Raw genomic sequence first — 16214 nt, forward strand, 5'->3', positions numbered from 1 at the left:
GGCAGCCGCCGCAGCGCCGGCCGAGGCGCCCGCGGCCGCGCCGGCCGAACCGGCGGCACCCGCCCCCACCCCGGCCGCGGCGTCCGCCAATGTGGAATCGGGCGCCGCGCTGGTGCAGATCGGCGCCTTCGACAGCGATGCGATCGCAAGCTCCGAATGGGACCGCATCTCGGGCCGCTACAGTTCGCTTTTCGCGGGCAAGGCGCCGGTCGTGCAGAAGCACGAGGCGGGCGGGCGCACCTTCTGGCGGCTTCGGGTCGCGGGTTTCGAGGACCGGGACGCCGCCCGCAAGTTCTGCGCCGCGCTGATCGAGGCTGGCGGCGACTGCATCCCCGCGGTCGCGAAGTGACCGGGTCCGGACGGACCCATCCCGCCGCCCCGAACGCCCTGTCGCCCCGCGGCGGGGCGTCCGCCGCTTCGCCGGACCCCAACTCCGATGGGAGTCATAACGGCTCTCGCCACGGGGCCACGATCCTCGGTGTCGAGGGCCTGGAGCTTGGCCGCGACGAGCGCGCCTTCCTGCGCGACGCCGACCCCTGGGGCTTCATCCTGTTCGCCCGGAATGTCGGCGACCCCGACCAGCTGCGGCGTCTGACGTCCGACCTGCGCGACGCCGTGGGGCGCGACGCGATCGTGATGACCGACCAGGAAGGCGGCCGCGTCCAGCGCCTGCGCGGCCCCCACTGGACCGAGTGGCCCGCCGCCCTCGACAGCGCCGCCGACGGAGAGCGCGCCGTCCATCTGCGCCACCGCCTGATGGGGCAGGAATTGCGCGCGGTCGGGATCGACTGCGACGCATCGCCCTGTCTCGACATCGCGCGGGACGAAACGCACCCGTTCCTGCGCAACCGCTGCTTCGGGTCCGATCCGGAAACCGTCGCGCGCATGGGCCGCGCCGCTGCGGACGGGCTGCTGGCGGCGGGCGTGCTGCCGGTCGTCAAGCACATGCCCGGCCACGGCCGCACCCGCGTGGACAGCCACCACGACCTGCCGGTTCTCGACGCCGCGCCCGACGAACTGGACCGGACCGACTTCGCCCCGTTCCGGGCGCTCGCGGACCTGCCGATGGGGATGACCGCGCATATCCGGCTGGCGCAGGTGGACGACCGGCCGGCCACGGCGTCACCCGCCGCGATCGCGCTGATCCGGGACCGGATCGGCTTCGGCGGGCTGCTGATGAGCGACGACATCGGGATGAACGCGCTGAGCGGCGACGTGGGCCAGCGCGCGGCGGCGGCCATCGCGGCGGGTTGCGATCTGGTGCTGCATTGCAACGCGACGCGGGCCGAGTTCGCGCAGGCCGTCGCTGCTGCCGGCACCATGACCGACGCGGCGGCCAGGCGCGCGCAGGCGGCGCTGGACCGGCGCGGGCCGCCTGATGCCGCGGACCCGGCCGACCTCCGCGACGAATTGCGCGCGCTGCTCGCGCCCGCCGGGGCTTGAACCGGCGACGCTGCGGGGCCAGCTTCGGCCCATGACCGTCCCGCCCCGCCTTCCCGTCACGCCCCAGCAGATCGACGAGGTCGTGCGCGTCTTCTACGCTGCCGTCCGCCGGCACGAGGTGCTGGGGCCGATCTTTGCCCGCCATGTCACCGACTGGCTTGCGCACGAGGAAAGGATCGCCGCCTTCTGGCGCAATGCGATCCTGTACGAGCGCGGCTACGACGGCAATCCGACGCAGGTTCACCGCAGCGCGGGCGACGTCGCGCCCGAGCATTTCGAGCCGTGGCTGATGCTCTTCGACGCGACCTTGGCCCGCACCCTGCCGCGCGAGGCGGCGCAGGGCTGGTCGGCGCTGGCGCACCGGATCGGCGCGGGGCTGCGGATCGCGGTCCGGACCGGTGCGGCGGGCGGCCCGCCGATCCTGCGCTAGCTCAGGGCAGGCGGCGCGACAGCCTCAGGCGGATCCCGTCGCGCCCGCGCACCGTCAGCCGCGCCACGGGGACCGGATCGGCCGACCCGCGCTCCAGCCGCAGGCCGCGCACGATCAGGGACAGCATCAGCGGCCCTTCGATCATCGCGAACCCCGCGCCGGGGCAGACCCGCTGGCCCGCGCTGAAGGGGATGTAGGCGTCGCGCGCGCTGGTCCGCCCCTCGGAGCGGTCCCAGCGGCCCGGATCGAAGCCGTCGGGGTCGGCCCACAGCCTTTCGTGCCGGTGCAGGTGCCAGGGCGACAGGATGATCTGCGTCCCGGTCGGAAGGTCGCGGCCGCGCAGCTGCTCGGGCCGGGTGGTTTCGCGCACCATCATCGGCACAGGCGGGTACAGCCGCATCGCTTCGCGGAACACCGCCCGCGCGACTGTCAGGCGGGATATGGCCGCAAGGTCGGGCGTGGCTCCGGCGGGCAGCACCTCGCGCGCCTCGGCCGCGACGCGATCCTGCCAGTCGGGGAACGCGGCCAGCAGCCACAGCGACCACGCAAGCGCGCTGGCCGACGTCTCGTGCCCGGCGAGGAAGAAGATCGCGACCTGGTCCACCATCTCGGCCGGGGTGAAGCCGCGTCCCGTCAGCGGATCGGCGGTGGTCATGATCTTGGTCGCCAGGTCGTCGGGCGCGGTGCCGGCCGCGATCGCGGCTGCGCGCGCGGTGACGAGGTCTGCGATCAGCCGCCGGATCGTGGCGGCGGTGGCGCGGGTGCGGCGCGAATGGGGACGCGGCAGCCAGCGCGGCCACGGCAGGATCGCGGCGGCGTTCACGATCGGCTGCGCGTCCTGGTGGGCGCGGAAGGCGGCGAAGACCTGTGCGGCGATGCGATGCTCGATCGGCAGGGAAAACAACGTCCGGAAGATCGCGTCCGCGGCCGCGTGGCTGGTCTCGGGCTCGATGTCGATCTCGACCGCGCCGCCCGCGGCGACCGCCCCCAGCCGTTCGGCCGCGGCATCCGCGGCATCGCGGATCGCCGGGAACGTCTCGCGCAGGCGTCCGCGCTCGAATGCCGGGTCGATGATCCGGCGCTGGAAGGCCCATTCCCCGCCGTTGGTGACGAAGACGGACCGCCCTAGCAGGGGCGCCAGCCCCTCGTTCAGGCGCGCGGACTTGGGGAAGTCGCCGGGACGTTCCTGCAGCACCAGCCGCACCAGCGCGGGATCGTTGCACAGCGCGGTGCGGATCAGCGGGCTGCGGAACTCGGCCATCCAGGCGCGGTAGAGCTTCGCGGGCAGCGCCGACAGGAGGTCGCGCCGGAACCCGCGCGCGAGCCGCGCGACGGTGCCGGGCCGGGTCGAGGGGGCGGGCTTCGGCGGGATCACGGGGCTGTCCATTCGCGCGGCACGGCCGGCCGGGTGATGCGGGCGGGTGAGTGGCCTCGGCCGGCGAAGCGGTCGCCCAGCCGCAGCGGACCGGCGGTGATCGCGAAGTAGTCGTACATTCCGGGCCGGTCGAAGGCGCACAGATACTGGAAGTGCAGCCGGAACCAGCGTCTGCGAAGCGCGCGGCGGCGTTCCGCCGACAGGGTGTGGTTGAACGCGGCCGACAGCACCAGCGGCCCGCGCCGCCCCGGCCGGTCCTGTCCCGCGACCGACACCGGGTCGCAGACCGCAAAGCAGCAGGCGTCGCCGGGGGCGGTCACGTCGACCCAGTTGACCTCGGCCCGGGTGGACAGATAGCCGAGATCGCCCCGCAGCCGGTCCGCCCGCGGCAGCGAGGCCGCCATCGGCACCACGTGGCCAAGGGTCAGCAGCGCCAGCCGCCCGTCCGGGGTCGCGCGACCGGACCGGACCAGATCCGCCAGCACCGACACGGCGAGGTAGGCACCCGAGGAGTGGCCGACCACCAGCACCTCGTCGACGTCCTCGTCCAGCGCCGCGGCGATCCGGTCGGCGAAGACCGCGATGCGCGCTGCAAGCACCGCCGGATAGGCGCCGCCGCCCTGTGCCGTGAAGGCGTAGTCGTGCATCAGGTAATAGGCGAACAGCCGGCCATCCGCCCGCCGGAACGCCGCCAGGACGCCCCACGCGGCCAGCGCCGCGACGGCGAGCGCGAGCCAATACGGCAACCACCACGCCGCGATCCACGCCGTCGCGGCGCCGACCGCAAGCGCCGTCAGCGCCTGCGCCAGCAGCATCGCCACGGGATAGAGCGCGGCCAGCACCGGCCCGCGCCGCAGCCGCATCAGCCGCCACAGCGCGCCGGACGCGACATAGACCCAGGCGGTGCGGATCAGCTGGGCGTAGGTCGCAGCGATCGAGCGGCCCATCGAGCCCTGCACGACATCGGCCCAGACCAGCACCTCGAAGGCGGTCTCGGTCCGCTTTCCACCGAAATCGCCGGTGACGCCCCAGCCGAACCCGGCGCCATCGCTGCGCGGCCCAAGTTCGATGCGGTAGCCAGAAATCCGCGCCTGCTCGGCCCCCTCGCGCCGGTAGAGCTCTCGGTAGCGCCGGGGTGGAACGGGGTCGTAGCCGGGGATGTAGAGCACCTTGCGGCGGAACGGACGCGCCATCACGACGTCTCGCGGCAGTGAACGCCGCTGCGGGCGGGGGGGCGGACGGGGGGACGGGCGGGCGCGGGCGGCAGGGTCACGGCTGGCGCCAGCGGGCGTCGAGCGCGCGGATCGCGGCAATCCGCCTGTGCGACGGCGGGTGCGACGCGAGCCACGCGACCGGGCCCGCAGGCCGGCCGCCATGCCGCGACGGCCGCCCGGCGAGCTGTTCCAGCCGCGCCAGCAGGTCAACCTGCGGACCGGTGCCGAACCCCGCCTTGGTCATCAGCGCGGCGGCATAGGCGTCGGCCTGGTATTCGTCCTTGCGCGACAGCCCCGCCGCGACGGCGCTCGCGACCATCCCCGCGATCCAGGGGCCGATGCCGGGGATGAACCGCCCCAGCGTGCCCCCCAGCACCGTGCGGATGACGTTCTGCCCCGCGAAATCCAGCATCCGCCGCCGTGCGTGCCCGTGCGCCACGTGGCCGAGTTCGTGCGCGACGACCGAGGCAAGTTCCTCGGGCGTGACCTCGCCTGCGTCGAGCTTGGTGATGAAACCCCGCGTCAGGAAGATGCGGCCATCGGGGGCGGCGAGGCCGTTCACCTCGTCCACGTGGTAGACATGCGCGCGGATCGGCGGCAGGTCCAGCGCCTCGCCCAGCCGCGCGAGCAGGGGGGTGAGGCGCGGGTGCGAAAGCGGCGTCGACTTGCGCGTCAGCTCCTGCTTCAGCCGCCACGCGGACAGGAACCATACCGCGGCGCAGTAGGCGATCAGGAGCAGGATCGGCAGGAGCTTCAGCATGGGGGCAATCTGGGGCGGGGCGGACGGGGCGTCAATCTTGCCGGACGGGAAGGGGCGCTGCCCCTCGGGCCCCGCGGGCCCTCACCCCGGGATACTTGGGGACAGAAGATGATCCCCGTCAGCCGAGCACCCGCATCGCGCGGGTCAGCCCTTCCAGCGTAAGCGGCATCATCCGGTTCTCGAAGACACGGCCGATCATGCCGATCGACGGCGTGTAGCCCCAGTGCTGTTCGGGGACCGGGTTCAGCCAGACGTGGTCGGGCCACGTCTCGCAGGCACGGCGCAGCCACAGTTCGCCCGGCTCGGGATTCCAGTGTTCGCTGGCGCCGCCGGGGGCCGCGATCTCGTAGGGCGACATCGAGGCATCGCCCACGAAGATGCACTTGTAGTCGCGCCCGTAGGTGTGAAGCACCTCCCAGGTCGGCGTCTGCGCGTCCCAGCGGCGGCGGTTGTCCTGCCACACGCCCTCGTACAGGCAGTTGTGGAAGTAGAAGTGCTTCATCTGCCGGAACTCGGCCCGCGCCGCCGAGAACAGCTCGTCCACCACCCGGATGTGGTCGTCCATGCTGCCGCCCACGTCGAGAAACAGCAGCACCTTGACCGCGTTGCGCCGTTCGGGCCGGGTCCGGACGTCGATATAGCCGTGATCGGCGGTCGCGCGGATCGTGGCGGGCAGGTCGAGCTCGTCCGCGGCGCCGTGGCGGGCCCAGTGCCGCAGGCGCTTCAGCGCGACCTTGATGTTGCGGGTGCCAAGCTCGACCTGGTCGTCGAAGTCGCGGAACTCGCGCTTGTCCCAGACCTTGACCGCGCGCCGGTGCCGGCTTTCGGCCTGGCCGATGCGGACGCCTTCGGGGTTGTAGCCGTAGGCGCCGAAGGGCGAGGTGCCGGCGGTGCCGATCCACTTGTTCCCGCCCTGGTGGCGGCCCTGCTGTTCGGCCAGGCGCTCGCGCAGCTTCTCCATCAGCGCCTGGAAGCTGCCCGAGCCTTCGATTGCGGCCTTCTCCTCGTCGGTGAGCAGCTTCTCGGCCAGCTTTTCCAGCCACTCGCGCGGCAGCGCCGCCTGTTCGACCAGCGCCTCGACCGGCACGGTGTCGAGGCCCGCGAAGGTCTCGGCGAAGGCGCGGTCGAAGCGGTCGATGTGGCGTTCGTCCTTGACGAGGACCGCGCGGGCGATGGTGTGGAACTCATCCACCGACCATCCGGCGATTCCGGCCTGCATCGCCCCCATCAGGTCCAGCCATTCGCGAAGGCTGACCGGCACCCCGTGCCGACGCAGCGAATCGATGAACGGGCGGAACATCAGCCGCTCATCGCGCGGTCCAGCGCGATGGTGACGAACAGGCCGACGAGCGCAAAGGCGATCGCGTGGGCGGCGGCGTATTGCAGCCGGTCGCTGCCGTTCCCGCCCCGGGTTCGCGCGCGCAGGTCGCCCAGAATGGCGCCGAGGACGAGGGCGGCTGCGATGATCATGTCGGTGCTCCGGGCGCCGTTCCGGCGGTCGGGTCCGATCTAGGCCGCGCAGGGCGGGGCCGCAAGCTGGAAGCGTGGCGGCAGCGCTACCGCAGGGGTTGATCGCGGCTGGCTTCCATAAATCGCAGGGTTGAAAAGCGGCGCTGGCCTTCATTTTTTCGGGCAGAATTTTATCGGTCGGGGTTCTTTGGGCGCAGGTCTGCGCTATGCTCGCCGGACCTGATCATGACTGTTTGTTGACGAGGGTCACATGTTCCAGACGACGACGCCGACGCACCCGTCGGACGATGCCGATGCGGCCAAACACTTCAAGGCTATCTACCTCGGCGACGTGGACTCCTGCCGGTACATCGACAGGTTCGAAGGTCTGCCCGGGACCGAGACCAGCTTCACGCTGCTCGGCACCACCTTCGGCAGCGCCGACGCCCCCCTGGCGAACGGCATCGTCACCGTCACCACGAACGACGCCAACGGCGACGGAAAGCTGTTCGGCGAGAACGGGATCGGCGACCGCAAGGGCTTCGAGACGTTCACGACCGACCGCGCCGTCGATGTCGGCGGCGGCGGGACGGACGACACGTTCAACTTCGACGGGGTGACGCAATACCGCGCGACCATCACCTATCTCGACGGCAGCCAGTCCGAGAACGCGCTCGTCACCGTCATGCAGGACGACCTGGGCCGCACCTTCCTGGTGCCGAACCTCGACGGCAACAACGACGCGCTGACGGCCGGGCCGATCAAGTCGCTGAAGATCACGAAGCTGGCCGAGCTGAACCCCTTCAACAACAACCTGTCCACGTGCCGCCCCGACGTCTGCTTCGTGCCCTGCTTCGCCGCAGGCACGCGGATCAAGACCGCCAAGGGTCAGCGCCCGGTCGAGAAGATCGGCGTCGGCGATTTCGTCCAGACGGTCGATCACGGGATGCAGCAGGTCCGCTGGGTCGGCGTCCGCACGCTGGATGCGGTCGACCTGGGCGCGAACCCCGCCTTGCTGCCGATCCGCATCGCGAAGGGTGCGCTCGGCGACCAGCTGCCGCGCCGCGACCTGATCGTGTCGCCGCAGCACCGGGTCATGGTGCGCTCGGCCGTCGCGCGCGAGCTGTTCGGGCAGGACGAGGTTCTGGTCGCGGCCAAGCACTTGCTGGCTCTGGACGGGGTCGAGATCGCCCGGGACGTGTCCTCGGTGTCCTATCACCACATCCTGTTCGACCGGCACGAGGTGATCTGGTCGGAAGGCGCCCAGACCGAGTCGCTGTTCCTGGGCGAACAGGCGCTCGCCTCGCTCACGGACGAGGGGCGGCGCGAGATCCTGACCCTGTTCCCGGAACTCCGCGACGGGCTGCCCGACAGCGGCGCACGGCCTTTCCTGTCGGGCAGGCAGGGCCGCGGGCTGGCGCAGCGTCACGCCGGGCTGGCGATGCAATAGGCGCGCGCAGGGATGCGGGCCTGCGCCCCGCATCCCCGGCGCAGGGTTCGGCACGGCGGAGCGGCACGGGGTCTTGATCGCGACGGGGGCGGACATTACCCTTGAGGCAACTTGAAATCGGAGGGCGTTGCCATGACGCCCAGGCGTCCCGCGGGTGCGGACGCGTTCCCGGAACCATCGGTCGAGCCTTCCGCCGCCCGCCAGCCCGACGAGAGCACGCTGTACGCGGCTCTTGATCTGGGTACGAACAGTTGCCGGATGCTGATTGCCCGTCCCGCGGGCAATCAGTTCCAGGTCATCGACAGCTTCTCCAAGCCCGTGCAGCTGGGGCTGGGGCTGGAAGCGTCGGGCAGGTTGTCGCGCCAGTCGATGGCGCGCACGGTTCATGCCCTGCAGGTCTGCCGGCGGAAGCTGGAAAAGCACAGCGTCGCGCGTATGCGGCTTGTCGCGACCGAGGCGTGCCGGCGCGCCCGGAACAGCCGCGACTTCATGCGGACGATCCGTCGCGAGACGGGCCTTCCGATCGAGATCATCCAGCCCGAGGAAGAAGCGCGGCTCGCCGTGATCTCCTGCGCGCCGCTGGTGAGCCTCAGGACGGAACAGTTGCTGATCGTGGATATCGGGGGCGGCTCGACGGAGCTGGTGTGGATCGACGTGAGCGGCGTGGAGCCCGCGGAACGCCCGCGCGCGATCATGGCGCTGGGCGACGGATTCGGGAATCCGCAGCCCGGCGCTGCCCGCGTCGTCGACTGGATCAGCGTGCCGCTGGGTGTCGCCACGCTGCGCGACCAGTTCGTGGACGTCGAGGACGACCAGGGCCGCTTCGCCCTGATGAGCTGGCATTTCGAGGAGATGCTGGCCGATTTCGTCCCCTATGCGACCGAGGGGCGGGCGGGCGAGAACTTCCAGATCATCGGCACCTCGGGCACCGTCACGACCGTCGCGGCAAGCTTTCTCGGCCTCAAGCGCTACGACCGGACCAAGGTGGACGGGCTGACGATGACCTCGCCCCAGATCGACAGGGTGATCCGCGACTACCTCGCGCTCGGCCCCGAGGGGCGGCGCGCGGATCCGCGGATCGGGCGCGAACGGCACGCGCTGATCATGTCCGGCGTGGCCATCCTGCAGACGCTCATGCGGGTCTGGCCCACGAACCGGCTGTCGGTCGCGGATCGCGGGCTGCGCGAGGGGTTGCTTTACGCCCAGATGGTGCGCGACGGGGTGTTGACGCCCGAAGGCGTGAACGGGGTGGCCTGAGATCGACCGGGGATGAGATGACCGAAGGAAAGAAGCCGGGAGACCGGGCGCGGAAAAGCTCGGGCCGCGGGCAGCGGGACCTGCGGGTCCGCGTGAAGTCGGCCAAGGGGCGCAAGCTTTCCAGCACGCTGTGGCTGGAACGGCAGCTGAACGATCCCTACGTGGCCCGCGCCCGGCGCGAGGGGTATCGCGGCCGCGCGGCCTACAAGATCCTGGAACTCGACGACAAGTACGGCTTCCTCGTGCCCGGCGCGCGGGTCGTGGACCTGGGCGCGGCCCCCGGCGGCTGGTCGCAGGTCGCGGTGGCGCGGGTGAACGCGCTGGGCGAGCGCGGCGGCAAGCAGGGCCGGGTGCTGGGCGTGGACCTGCAGGAGATCGACCCGATCGCGGGGGCCGAGCTGCACCAGCTCGACTTCCTGTCCGACGATGCCGATGCGAAGGTCAAGGCGTGGCTGGGCGGCCCGGCCGACGTCGTGATGTCGGACATGGCGGCGGCGTCGTCGGGCCACAAGGGCACCGACCACCTCCGCATCGTCGCGCTGGTCGAGGCGGCGGCGGCCTTCGCGTTCGACGTACTGACGCCCGGCGGCACCTTCGTGGCCAAGGTGCTGGCAGGCGGGGCCGAGGCGGGGCTGCAAACGCTGCTCAAGCAGAACTTCGACAAGGTCGCGAACGTGAAGCCCCCGGCGAGCCGTGCGGATTCGTCCGAGAAGTTCGTCGTGGCGCAGGGGTTTCGAGGAAAACCGGCGCCACGCGACCCGGTCGAGGACGACGTCTAGGCGCGGCCGGGCTGCGCCCTGCGGAAGTCTTCGGCCGGTCGCCCCGTCGCCGCGACGAAGGCGCGGTTCAGATGCGCGACCCCGGTATAGCCGGCCTGCGCGGCGATGCTGCCGAGGCCGTCTTTCCCGGTCCGCAGCAGCGCCATCGCCCCTTCGAGCCGCAGTTCGTACAGCAGCTCCAGCGCGGTCTGGCCGCGCTGCGCCAGGCAGGCTGCCTCCAGGTCCACGCGAGTGACGCCGATCGCCTGCGCGAGTTCCGACAGGGTGCGGCCGCGGCCGAGTTCGCGTGCGGCGAGCGCCATGAAGTCGCGCACGATCCGCTTCGACGCGTGCTGCAGCTGCGTGATCGCGGCGGGTGGCGGCGGGGCGTTGTCGAACAGGTCGCGGCGCTGCAGCAGGATGGACAGCAGCCGCAGCCGCGCGTCCGCCGCCTGACGGGCTGTCGCGACCGGCAGGCCGGTGTCGCGCTGGATCGCGGCAAGATGGGCGGCCAGTTCCCCGTGCAGTTCGGACGTCGCGGTGCCGGCGATCAGCTGCGCGGGCAGGGCGGGCGCCAGGTCACGGGTCAGCGCCGACGGGATCCGGAGCACCGCGCCCGTGGCATCGGCCGAAGGCTGCGCCGCAAAGGCGCTGCCCGCGGGCACGAAGACGACCTGCCCCGCGCCGCAGACCTGCCCGGTGCGCGGCAGGTCGATCCGCACCCCGCCCGCGTCCACCAGCATAAGAACGTGGTCACTGCGCACGCGCGGGCGCCGCGCCGCGCCCGCACCGCCCCACCAGAAGCTCGCAAGCGGCACGACCCGCAGGCCGTCGAGGACATGCGCGGTCAGGCCAGGCTGGATCCGGACACGCGCGGGCAGGGGCGGGGTGTCCGCCTGCAACGCTTCAACGGGCCGCGCTGGGGCGCGCTTCACCGGAACGTCCCCTACGGGCGTTTGCAGCGAAGCCGAATCGAGCAGATGCGGGTCGGGGTTCAGCATCGGTTCCTGCCGTGGCGCAAGTGACACTCTGGTCAACAAACGTTAGCGGCCGATGAATGTTCCGGTTGTTTCCCTGTCAGCCGACGTCAACCGCAAGCTGATCCCAGTCGCGCATCCGGTTCCGGAACCAGATTCGCTGCGATTTCGCGTATTGCCGGGTGGCGATCACCGCCAGCTCGCGCGCTTCGGCCAGCGTCAGCTCACCCCGCAGGTGCGCCGCGAGTTCCGCCGCGCCGATCGCACGGGTCCACTGGGCCGCAGGCTGCCAGCGCGGCAGCATCGCGGCGACCTCGTCCAGCGCGCCTTCGGCCAGCATCGCGTCGAACCGGCGCGCGATCCGCGCCGCCAGCGCATCGCGGTCGGTGTTCAGCACCAGCCGCGTCGCGGCCTTCGCATCCATGAGCGGGGCAGGGGTGTCGGCCTGCCAGTCGGCAAGGCCGCGGCCCGTGGCCTCCAGCACCTCCCACGCGCGCTGGACGCGGGCCGGGTTGCGCAGGTCGATGCCCGCGCGGGTGCGTTCGTCGAGCGCGCGCACCATTCCGGGCAGGCCGCCCGCGGCCAGCCAGGCATCGGCGCGGGCGCGGATGGCGGCCGGAACGGGCGGGATCACCGCAAGCCCTCGCGTCAGGCTTGAAAGATACAGCCCGGTTCCGCCGGCGATGATCAGGCGCTGGCCGGTCGCCATCAGCGCCGCAACCTCTGCCAGCCAGTCGCCGACCGAGTAGCCGTGGCCGGGGTCCACATGGCCGTACAGCACGTGCGGCGCCGCGGCCTCGTCCCGGGGCGATGGCCGGGCGGTCAGGACGCGCCAGCACGACCAGACCTGCAGCGCGTCGGCGTTCACGACCACCCCGCCCTGGGCCCGCGCGATTGCGAGCGCCAGCGCCGACTTGCCCGACGCGGTCGGGCCCGCGATCAGGACGTGCCGGGCCGGATCGACCGCAGGCAGGTCCGCGGGAAAGTCGATCGCGGCGGGACGTGGGTCGGGACGGGGGTAGGGGGCGGGCATCAAGGGGACCGGTTGTGCATCCACGCCATTTGCGACATTTTCCGCCGCAGCGAAACAGTCGGCAGACAGCGGGGACCCGATGACCGAAGCGACACAGACCACCCCCGCCGGCGGCGCCGGCCACGGCGTTCCGAGAAGCTATAACCGGGTGCTGCTGAAGATCTCGGGCGAGGCGCTGATGGGCGACCAAGGCTTCGGCCTGCATCCGCCGACGGTGGCGCGCATCGCCGACGAGGTGGAATCGGTCCACAAGCTTGGCGTCGAGATCTGCATGGTGATCGGCGGCGGCAACATCTTCCGCGGCCTCCAGGGCAGCGCGCAGGGGATGGAGCGGACGACCGCCGACTACATGGGGATGCTCGCCACGGTGATGAACGCGCTCGCCATGCAGGCGGCGCTCGAGGCCAAGAACATCCACACCCGCGTCATCAGCGCGATCCGCATGGACGAGGTGGCCGAGCCCTACATCCGCCGCCGCGCCGTGCGTCACCTCGAAAAGAAGCGCATCTGCATCTTCGCGGCCGGGACCGGCAACCCGTATTTCACCACCGACACCGCCGCGACCCTGCGCGCGTCCGAGATGAACTGCGAGGCGATCTTCAAGGGCACCAAGGTCGATGGCGTCTACGACCGCGACCCGGTCAAGCATGCTGACGCCAGGCGCTACGAGAGCGTGACCTACGACGAGGTGCTGCAGAAGCACCTCGGCGTGATGGACGCCTCGGCCATCGCGCTCGCCCGCGACAACGACCTGCCGATCATCGTGTTCTCGCTGGACGAGCCGGGCGGCTTCCGGTCGATCCTGAACGGTACCGGCACGTCGACCCGCGTCCACGGCTGACGGGAACCGTCGCCGCGCCGCGCCGTTGGATTCCGACAGGCAGACGGCGGAGGCGAGATGGCACAGCAGGTTCCCCTGCCCGACGAGGCGAGCGCGCTCGATCCCGAACTCGACGCGGCGCGCGACGATCACACGCACGAGGTGGCGCCCGACGTCGCCTACAGGCGGCTCGGCATCGTCAACGTGGTCTTCCTCGGGCCGTCCGGCGCCGGGGACCGGGGATGGGTGCTGCTCGACGCGGGGCTGACCGGCACCGCGCCGCTGATCCGGGCGGCCGCGAAGGCGCGCTTCGGCGAGGATGCCCGGCCCGCGGCAATCGTGATGACGCACGGCCATTTCGACCATGTCGGCGCGCTCGAAACGCTGGCCGAGGAATGGGACGCGCCTGTCTTCGCCCATCCGCTGGAACATCCCTACCTGAACGGGACCGCGGCCTATCCGCCCGGCGATCCGACCGTCGGCGGCGGGATGATGGCGCGGCTCGCGCGCTTTTACCCGACGAAGCCTGTCGATGTCGGTGACCGTCTTCAGCCGCTGCCGGAAGACGGCAGCGTGCCCTTCCTGCACGACTGGACATGGCTGCACACCCCCGGCCACAGCGTGGGCCACGTGGCGCTGTGGCGCGATGCCGACCGCGTGCTGATTTCCGGCGACGCCTTCTGTACGACCGCGCAGGAATCCGCCTACGACGTGGCCGTGCAGGAGGCCGAGATGCACGGCCCGCCCATGTACTTCACCGTCGACTGGGACGCCGCCGAAGCATCCGTCGCGACGCTCGCCGCGCTCGAGCCCGAGATCGCGCTTAGCTTCCACGGCCGGCCGATGCAGGGAGCCGGGATGCGGGCCGCGCTGCACCGGCTCGCGACCGGCTTTCGCGACATCGCCGTGCCGCGCGAAGGCCGTTACCTTGACGATCCCCGCCGGGCCGAGGACGGAAGCGCCTACGAGAAGCCTTGACGCGGGTCTGCTGCACCGGTTTCCGCCTGCAACTGCATAAAATCCGCCGCAAAGGCTTTGCTTGCGTCACAGGCAGGATTACAACCGCCCTGACACAGGCGCGCGCATAAAAACGGGCAGGGGCAGCAGAATGGCCGACGACATCGAAATCGACACCGACGACCTCGAGCGTCGCATGAAGGGCGCCATGGAAAGCCTGCGGCACGAATTCCAGTCGCTGCGGACCGGCCGCGCCTCGGCCTCGATGATCGATCCGGTGATGGTCGACGCCTACGGGTCGCCCACGCCGATCAACCAGGTCGGCACCGTCAACGTGCCCGAGCCGCGGATGGTCACGATCAACGTCTGGGACAAGGCGCTGGTGAACAAGGTCGAAAAGGCGATCCGTGAAAGCGGGCTGGGCATCAACCCGCAGCTCAACGGCACCATCATCATGCTGCCGATCCCGGAACTGAACGAGGAACGCCGGCGCGAACTGACCAAGGTCGCGGCCCAGTATTCCGAAAGCGCCCGCGTCGCGATCCGCAACGTCCGCCGCGACGGCATGGACCAGATCAAGAAGGCCAGGTCATCCGGCATGGCCGAGGACGACCAGAAGTTCTGGGAATCCGCGGTGCAGGACCTGACCGACAAGATGATCGCGGAAGTCGACAAGGCGCTTGAAGCCAAGCAAGCCGAAATCATGCAGGTCTAGGACGATGGCCGTTCCCGCATCAGAACTGACCGCCGAGACCGCAGCCGGCGCGCCGCGCGCCCGCCACGTGGCCATCATCATGGACGGGAACGGCCGCTGGGCCACCGAACGGGGCTGGCCGCGCCTGGTCGGCCACCGCAAGGGCGCCGAACGCGTCAAGCAGATCGTCCATGCCTGCCCGCACATGGGCGTGAACTGGCTGACGATCTACGCCTTCTCGACCGAGAACTGGAAGCGGTCGACCGCCGAGGTGCTGGGGCTGATGGGCATCTTCGCGCGCTACATCAAGCGCGAAGCCGACGTGATGGCGGCCGAGGGGGTGCGGATGCGCTTTATCGGCGACCGCGGGCCGCTGGACAGGAAGCTGCGCAACCTCATGGACACGATCGAGGTGCAGACCGCCGGCAACACGCGGCTGAACCTGACCGTCGCCATCAACTACGGCGGCCGGGCCGAGCTTGCGCGCGCCACCGGCCGCCTTGCCGCGCGGATCGCCGCGGGCGAGATCCAGACCCCGACCGAGGCCGACCTTGCCGCCTGCCTCGACACCGCCGGCCACCCCGACCCGGACCTCGTGATCCGCACCTCGGGCGAGACGCGGATCTCGAATTTCCTGCCGTTCCAGTCTGCCTATGCCGAATATGAATTCACGCCGACGCTTTGGCCGGACTTCACGCCCGACCACCTTGGCGCAATCCTCGACCGCTTCGGCATGCGCGACCGGCGCTTCGGCGCCGCATGAGGGGAAGACCCGGTCCACCCCCGCAGCAGGGCGCCGTGGCGGGTCGTTGGGCGGACCTGATGCAGCGGCTCGGGTCGGGGCTCATGGTCGCGCTTGCGGGCGTTGTGGCGCTCGCGGTGGGCGGCGTGCCGCTGACGATCGCGGCGGCTTTCCTGATCGCCGGGCTGATCTGGGAACTGACCCGGATCACAGCCTCGCAGCGTCATTCCAGCCCTGCCTCGCGCCGATCGAAGATCCTCGCGCTGCTGTCCGGCGTGACCTTCCTTGTCATGTCGGTGGTGCCGTTTGCGTGGTCGATCGCGCTGATCGCGATCCCGGTCGCCGCCGGCTGGCGCGGGACCAACCCCCGGTATCGCGGCCGCTTCGTGGCCTTCGCCGTCGCGTTCTTCCTCGCGTCTCTGTCGCTTTTGCGCGTGCGTGAGGACGCGGGGCTGCTGACCGCGTTCTGGATCGCGGTGACGGCGGTGCAGTCGGACATGCTGGGCTATTTCGTCGGCAAGGCGCTCGGCGGCCCCCGCTTCTGGCCCGCCATCAGCCCCAACAAGACGTGGAGCGGGACGCTCGCCGGCTGGGTCGGCGCGCTGGTGCTGGCGCTGGCGCTGGTCCTCACGGGGCACGGGAGCTGGTGGGTTCTGATCGCCGGGCCGCTGCTGGCCTTTGCCGGGCAGATGGGCGACATCGCCGAAAGCGCGCTCAAGCGGCAGACGGGGATCAAGGACAGTTCCGACCTCATTCCCGGGCATGGCGGGGTCATGGACCGTTTCGACGCGCTGACGGCCGCGTTCCTGGTGGCGCTGGTGTTCGGGCCGCTGATCCCGCAGCTGGGCGGCTGAC

At 71.0% G+C, this 16214-nt stretch carries 18 protein-coding genes; 11 read left to right on the plus strand and 7 right to left on the minus strand.

Going from position 1 to position 16214, the window contains the following annotated elements:
• The 3 genes from ELI80_RS03680 to ELI80_RS03690 form a co-directional block, all read left to right on the plus strand.
• On the plus strand, positions 1-349 hold a 349-nt coding region (locus tag ELI80_RS03680), incomplete at its 5' end, for an SPOR domain-containing protein (protein ID WP_136649681.1).
• Between the two features lie 122 nt (positions 350-471).
• A complete protein-coding gene (gene nagZ, locus ELI80_RS03685; protein WP_236641318.1) occupies positions 472-1443 on the plus strand; it encodes a beta-N-acetylhexosaminidase in 972 nt (323 codons plus the stop codon).
• Between the two features lie 31 nt (positions 1444-1474).
• Positions 1475-1873 carry a group III truncated hemoglobin gene (locus tag ELI80_RS03690; protein ID WP_136649682.1) on the plus strand — a complete coding sequence of 133 codons (399 nt, stop codon included), beginning with the start codon at positions 1475-1477 and terminating at the stop codon, positions 1871-1873.
• 1 nt (position 1874) lies between these two features.
• Here the strand turns inward: ELI80_RS03690 and ELI80_RS03695 are convergent, their stop codons facing one another.
• The 5 genes from ELI80_RS03695 to ELI80_RS16170 all read right to left on the minus strand — a co-directional run bounded on the left by ELI80_RS03695 (position 1875) and on the right by ELI80_RS16170 (position 6692).
• A complete protein-coding gene (locus ELI80_RS03695; protein WP_236641310.1) occupies positions 1875-3248 on the minus strand; it encodes a cytochrome P450 in 1374 nt (457 codons plus the stop codon).
• Entirely contained in the window at positions 3245-4441 is a 1197-nt protein-coding gene (locus ELI80_RS03700) for a hypothetical protein (protein ID WP_136649684.1), read from the minus strand. The genes ELI80_RS03695 and ELI80_RS03700 overlap by 4 nt, the downstream gene beginning before the upstream one ends.
• Before the next feature lie 76 nt (positions 4442-4517).
• Positions 4518-5222, minus strand: coding sequence for a M48 family metallopeptidase (locus tag ELI80_RS03705; RefSeq protein WP_136649685.1), 705 nt, complete (start codon positions 5220-5222; stop codon positions 4518-4520).
• A 118-nt stretch (positions 5223-5340) separates the two neighbouring features.
• Entirely contained in the window at positions 5341-6522 is a 1182-nt protein-coding gene (locus ELI80_RS03710) for a vWA domain-containing protein (RefSeq protein WP_136649686.1), read from the minus strand.
• On the minus strand, positions 6522-6692 hold the full coding sequence (locus tag ELI80_RS16170) for a hypothetical protein (protein WP_201740546.1): 171 nt from the start codon (positions 6690-6692) through the stop codon (positions 6522-6524). The genes ELI80_RS03710 and ELI80_RS16170 overlap by 1 nt, the downstream gene beginning before the upstream one ends.
• 250 nt (positions 6693-6942) lie before the next feature.
• Here ELI80_RS16170 and ELI80_RS16315 point away from each other — a divergent pair, with 250 nt between their 5' ends.
• The 3 genes from ELI80_RS16315 (at position 6943) to ELI80_RS03725 (ending at position 10157) form a co-directional block, all read left to right on the plus strand.
• The gene (locus tag ELI80_RS16315) at positions 6943-8121 is read left to right on the plus strand and encodes a Hint domain-containing protein (RefSeq protein ID WP_236641311.1); all 1179 of its coding nucleotides are present in this window, start codon (positions 6943-6945) and stop codon (positions 8119-8121) included.
• Between the two features lie 132 nt (positions 8122-8253).
• Entirely contained in the window at positions 8254-9378 is a 1125-nt protein-coding gene (locus ELI80_RS03720; protein WP_136649687.1) for a Ppx/GppA phosphatase family protein, read from the plus strand.
• A 17-nt stretch (positions 9379-9395) separates the two neighbouring features.
• The gene (locus ELI80_RS03725; protein WP_136649688.1) at positions 9396-10157 is read left to right on the plus strand and encodes an RlmE family RNA methyltransferase; all 762 of its coding nucleotides are present in this window, start codon (positions 9396-9398) and stop codon (positions 10155-10157) included.
• Here ELI80_RS03725 and ELI80_RS03730 read toward each other — a convergent pair.
• The gene (locus tag ELI80_RS03730; protein WP_161596420.1) at positions 10154-11071 is read right to left on the minus strand and encodes a helix-turn-helix domain-containing protein; all 918 of its coding nucleotides are present in this window, start codon (positions 11069-11071) and stop codon (positions 10154-10156) included. The genes ELI80_RS03725 and ELI80_RS03730 overlap by 4 nt on opposite strands.
• 142 nt (positions 11072-11213) lie before the next feature.
• Positions 11214-12149: a tRNA (adenosine(37)-N6)-dimethylallyltransferase MiaA gene (miaA, locus tag ELI80_RS03735; protein ID WP_438943052.1), complete on the minus strand. Its 936-nt coding sequence runs from the start codon at positions 12147-12149 to the stop codon at positions 11214-11216.
• Positions 12150-12225: 76 nt separating this feature from the next.
• Between miaA and pyrH the strand changes: the two genes are divergently transcribed.
• The 5 genes from pyrH to ELI80_RS03760 all read left to right on the plus strand — a co-directional run bounded on the left by pyrH (position 12226) and on the right by ELI80_RS03760 (position 16213).
• Positions 12226-12987 (plus strand): UMP kinase, encoded by a 762-nt coding sequence (pyrH, locus tag ELI80_RS03740; RefSeq protein WP_136649691.1) that lies wholly within the window; start codon positions 12226-12228, stop codon positions 12985-12987.
• A 57-nt stretch (positions 12988-13044) separates the two neighbouring features.
• Entirely contained in the window at positions 13045-13944 is a 900-nt protein-coding gene (locus ELI80_RS03745) for an MBL fold metallo-hydrolase (protein ID WP_136649692.1), read from the plus strand.
• A gap of 130 nt (positions 13945-14074) precedes the next feature.
• Positions 14075-14638: a ribosome recycling factor gene (gene frr / locus ELI80_RS03750; protein WP_136649693.1), complete on the plus strand. Its 564-nt coding sequence runs from the start codon at positions 14075-14077 to the stop codon at positions 14636-14638.
• Between the two features lie 4 nt (positions 14639-14642).
• Entirely contained in the window at positions 14643-15380 is a 738-nt protein-coding gene (uppS, locus tag ELI80_RS03755) for a polyprenyl diphosphate synthase (protein ID WP_136649694.1), read from the plus strand.
• A 35-nt stretch (positions 15381-15415) separates the two neighbouring features.
• Entirely contained in the window at positions 15416-16213 is a 798-nt protein-coding gene (locus tag ELI80_RS03760) for a phosphatidate cytidylyltransferase (RefSeq protein WP_236641312.1), read from the plus strand.
• Position 16214: the final 1 nt, after the last annotated feature.

Origin of the sequence: Paracoccus aeridis (assembly GCF_004923205.2) — a bacterium.
Taxonomy (GTDB): domain Bacteria; phylum Pseudomonadota; class Alphaproteobacteria; order Rhodobacterales; family Rhodobacteraceae; genus Paracoccus; species Paracoccus aeridis.

Bases quoted from the DNA above. Each gene is read 5' to 3' on its own strand.
- ELI80_RS03690 (WP_136649682.1), top strand. From the start codon at position 1,475: ATGACCGTCCCGCCCCGCCTTCCCGTCACGCCCCAGCAGATCGACGAG.
- ELI80_RS03700 (WP_136649684.1), bottom strand. From the start codon at position 4,441: ATGGCGCGTCCGTTCCGCCGCAAGGTGCTCTACATCCCCGGCTACGAC.
- ELI80_RS03705 (WP_136649685.1), bottom strand. From the start codon at position 5,222: ATGCTGAAGCTCCTGCCGATCCTGCTCCTGATCGCCTACTGCGCCGCG.
- ELI80_RS03710 (WP_136649686.1), bottom strand. From the start codon at position 6,522: ATGTTCCGCCCGTTCATCGATTCGCTGCGTCGGCACGGGGTGCCGGTC.
- ELI80_RS16170 (WP_201740546.1), bottom strand. From the start codon at position 6,692: ATGATCATCGCAGCCGCCCTCGTCCTCGGCGCCATTCTGGGCGACCTG.
- ELI80_RS16315 (WP_236641311.1), top strand. From the start codon at position 6,943: ATGTTCCAGACGACGACGCCGACGCACCCGTCGGACGATGCCGATGCG.
- ELI80_RS03720 (WP_136649687.1), top strand. From the start codon at position 8,254: ATGACGCCCAGGCGTCCCGCGGGTGCGGACGCGTTCCCGGAACCATCG.
- ELI80_RS03725 (WP_136649688.1), top strand. From the start codon at position 9,396: ATGACCGAAGGAAAGAAGCCGGGAGACCGGGCGCGGAAAAGCTCGGGC.
- pyrH (WP_136649691.1), top strand. From the start codon at position 12,226: ATGACCGAAGCGACACAGACCACCCCCGCCGGCGGCGCCGGCCACGGC.
- ELI80_RS03745 (WP_136649692.1), top strand. From the start codon at position 13,045: ATGGCACAGCAGGTTCCCCTGCCCGACGAGGCGAGCGCGCTCGATCCC.
- frr (WP_136649693.1), top strand. From the start codon at position 14,075: ATGGCCGACGACATCGAAATCGACACCGACGACCTCGAGCGTCGCATG.
- uppS (WP_136649694.1), top strand. From the start codon at position 14,643: ATGGCCGTTCCCGCATCAGAACTGACCGCCGAGACCGCAGCCGGCGCG.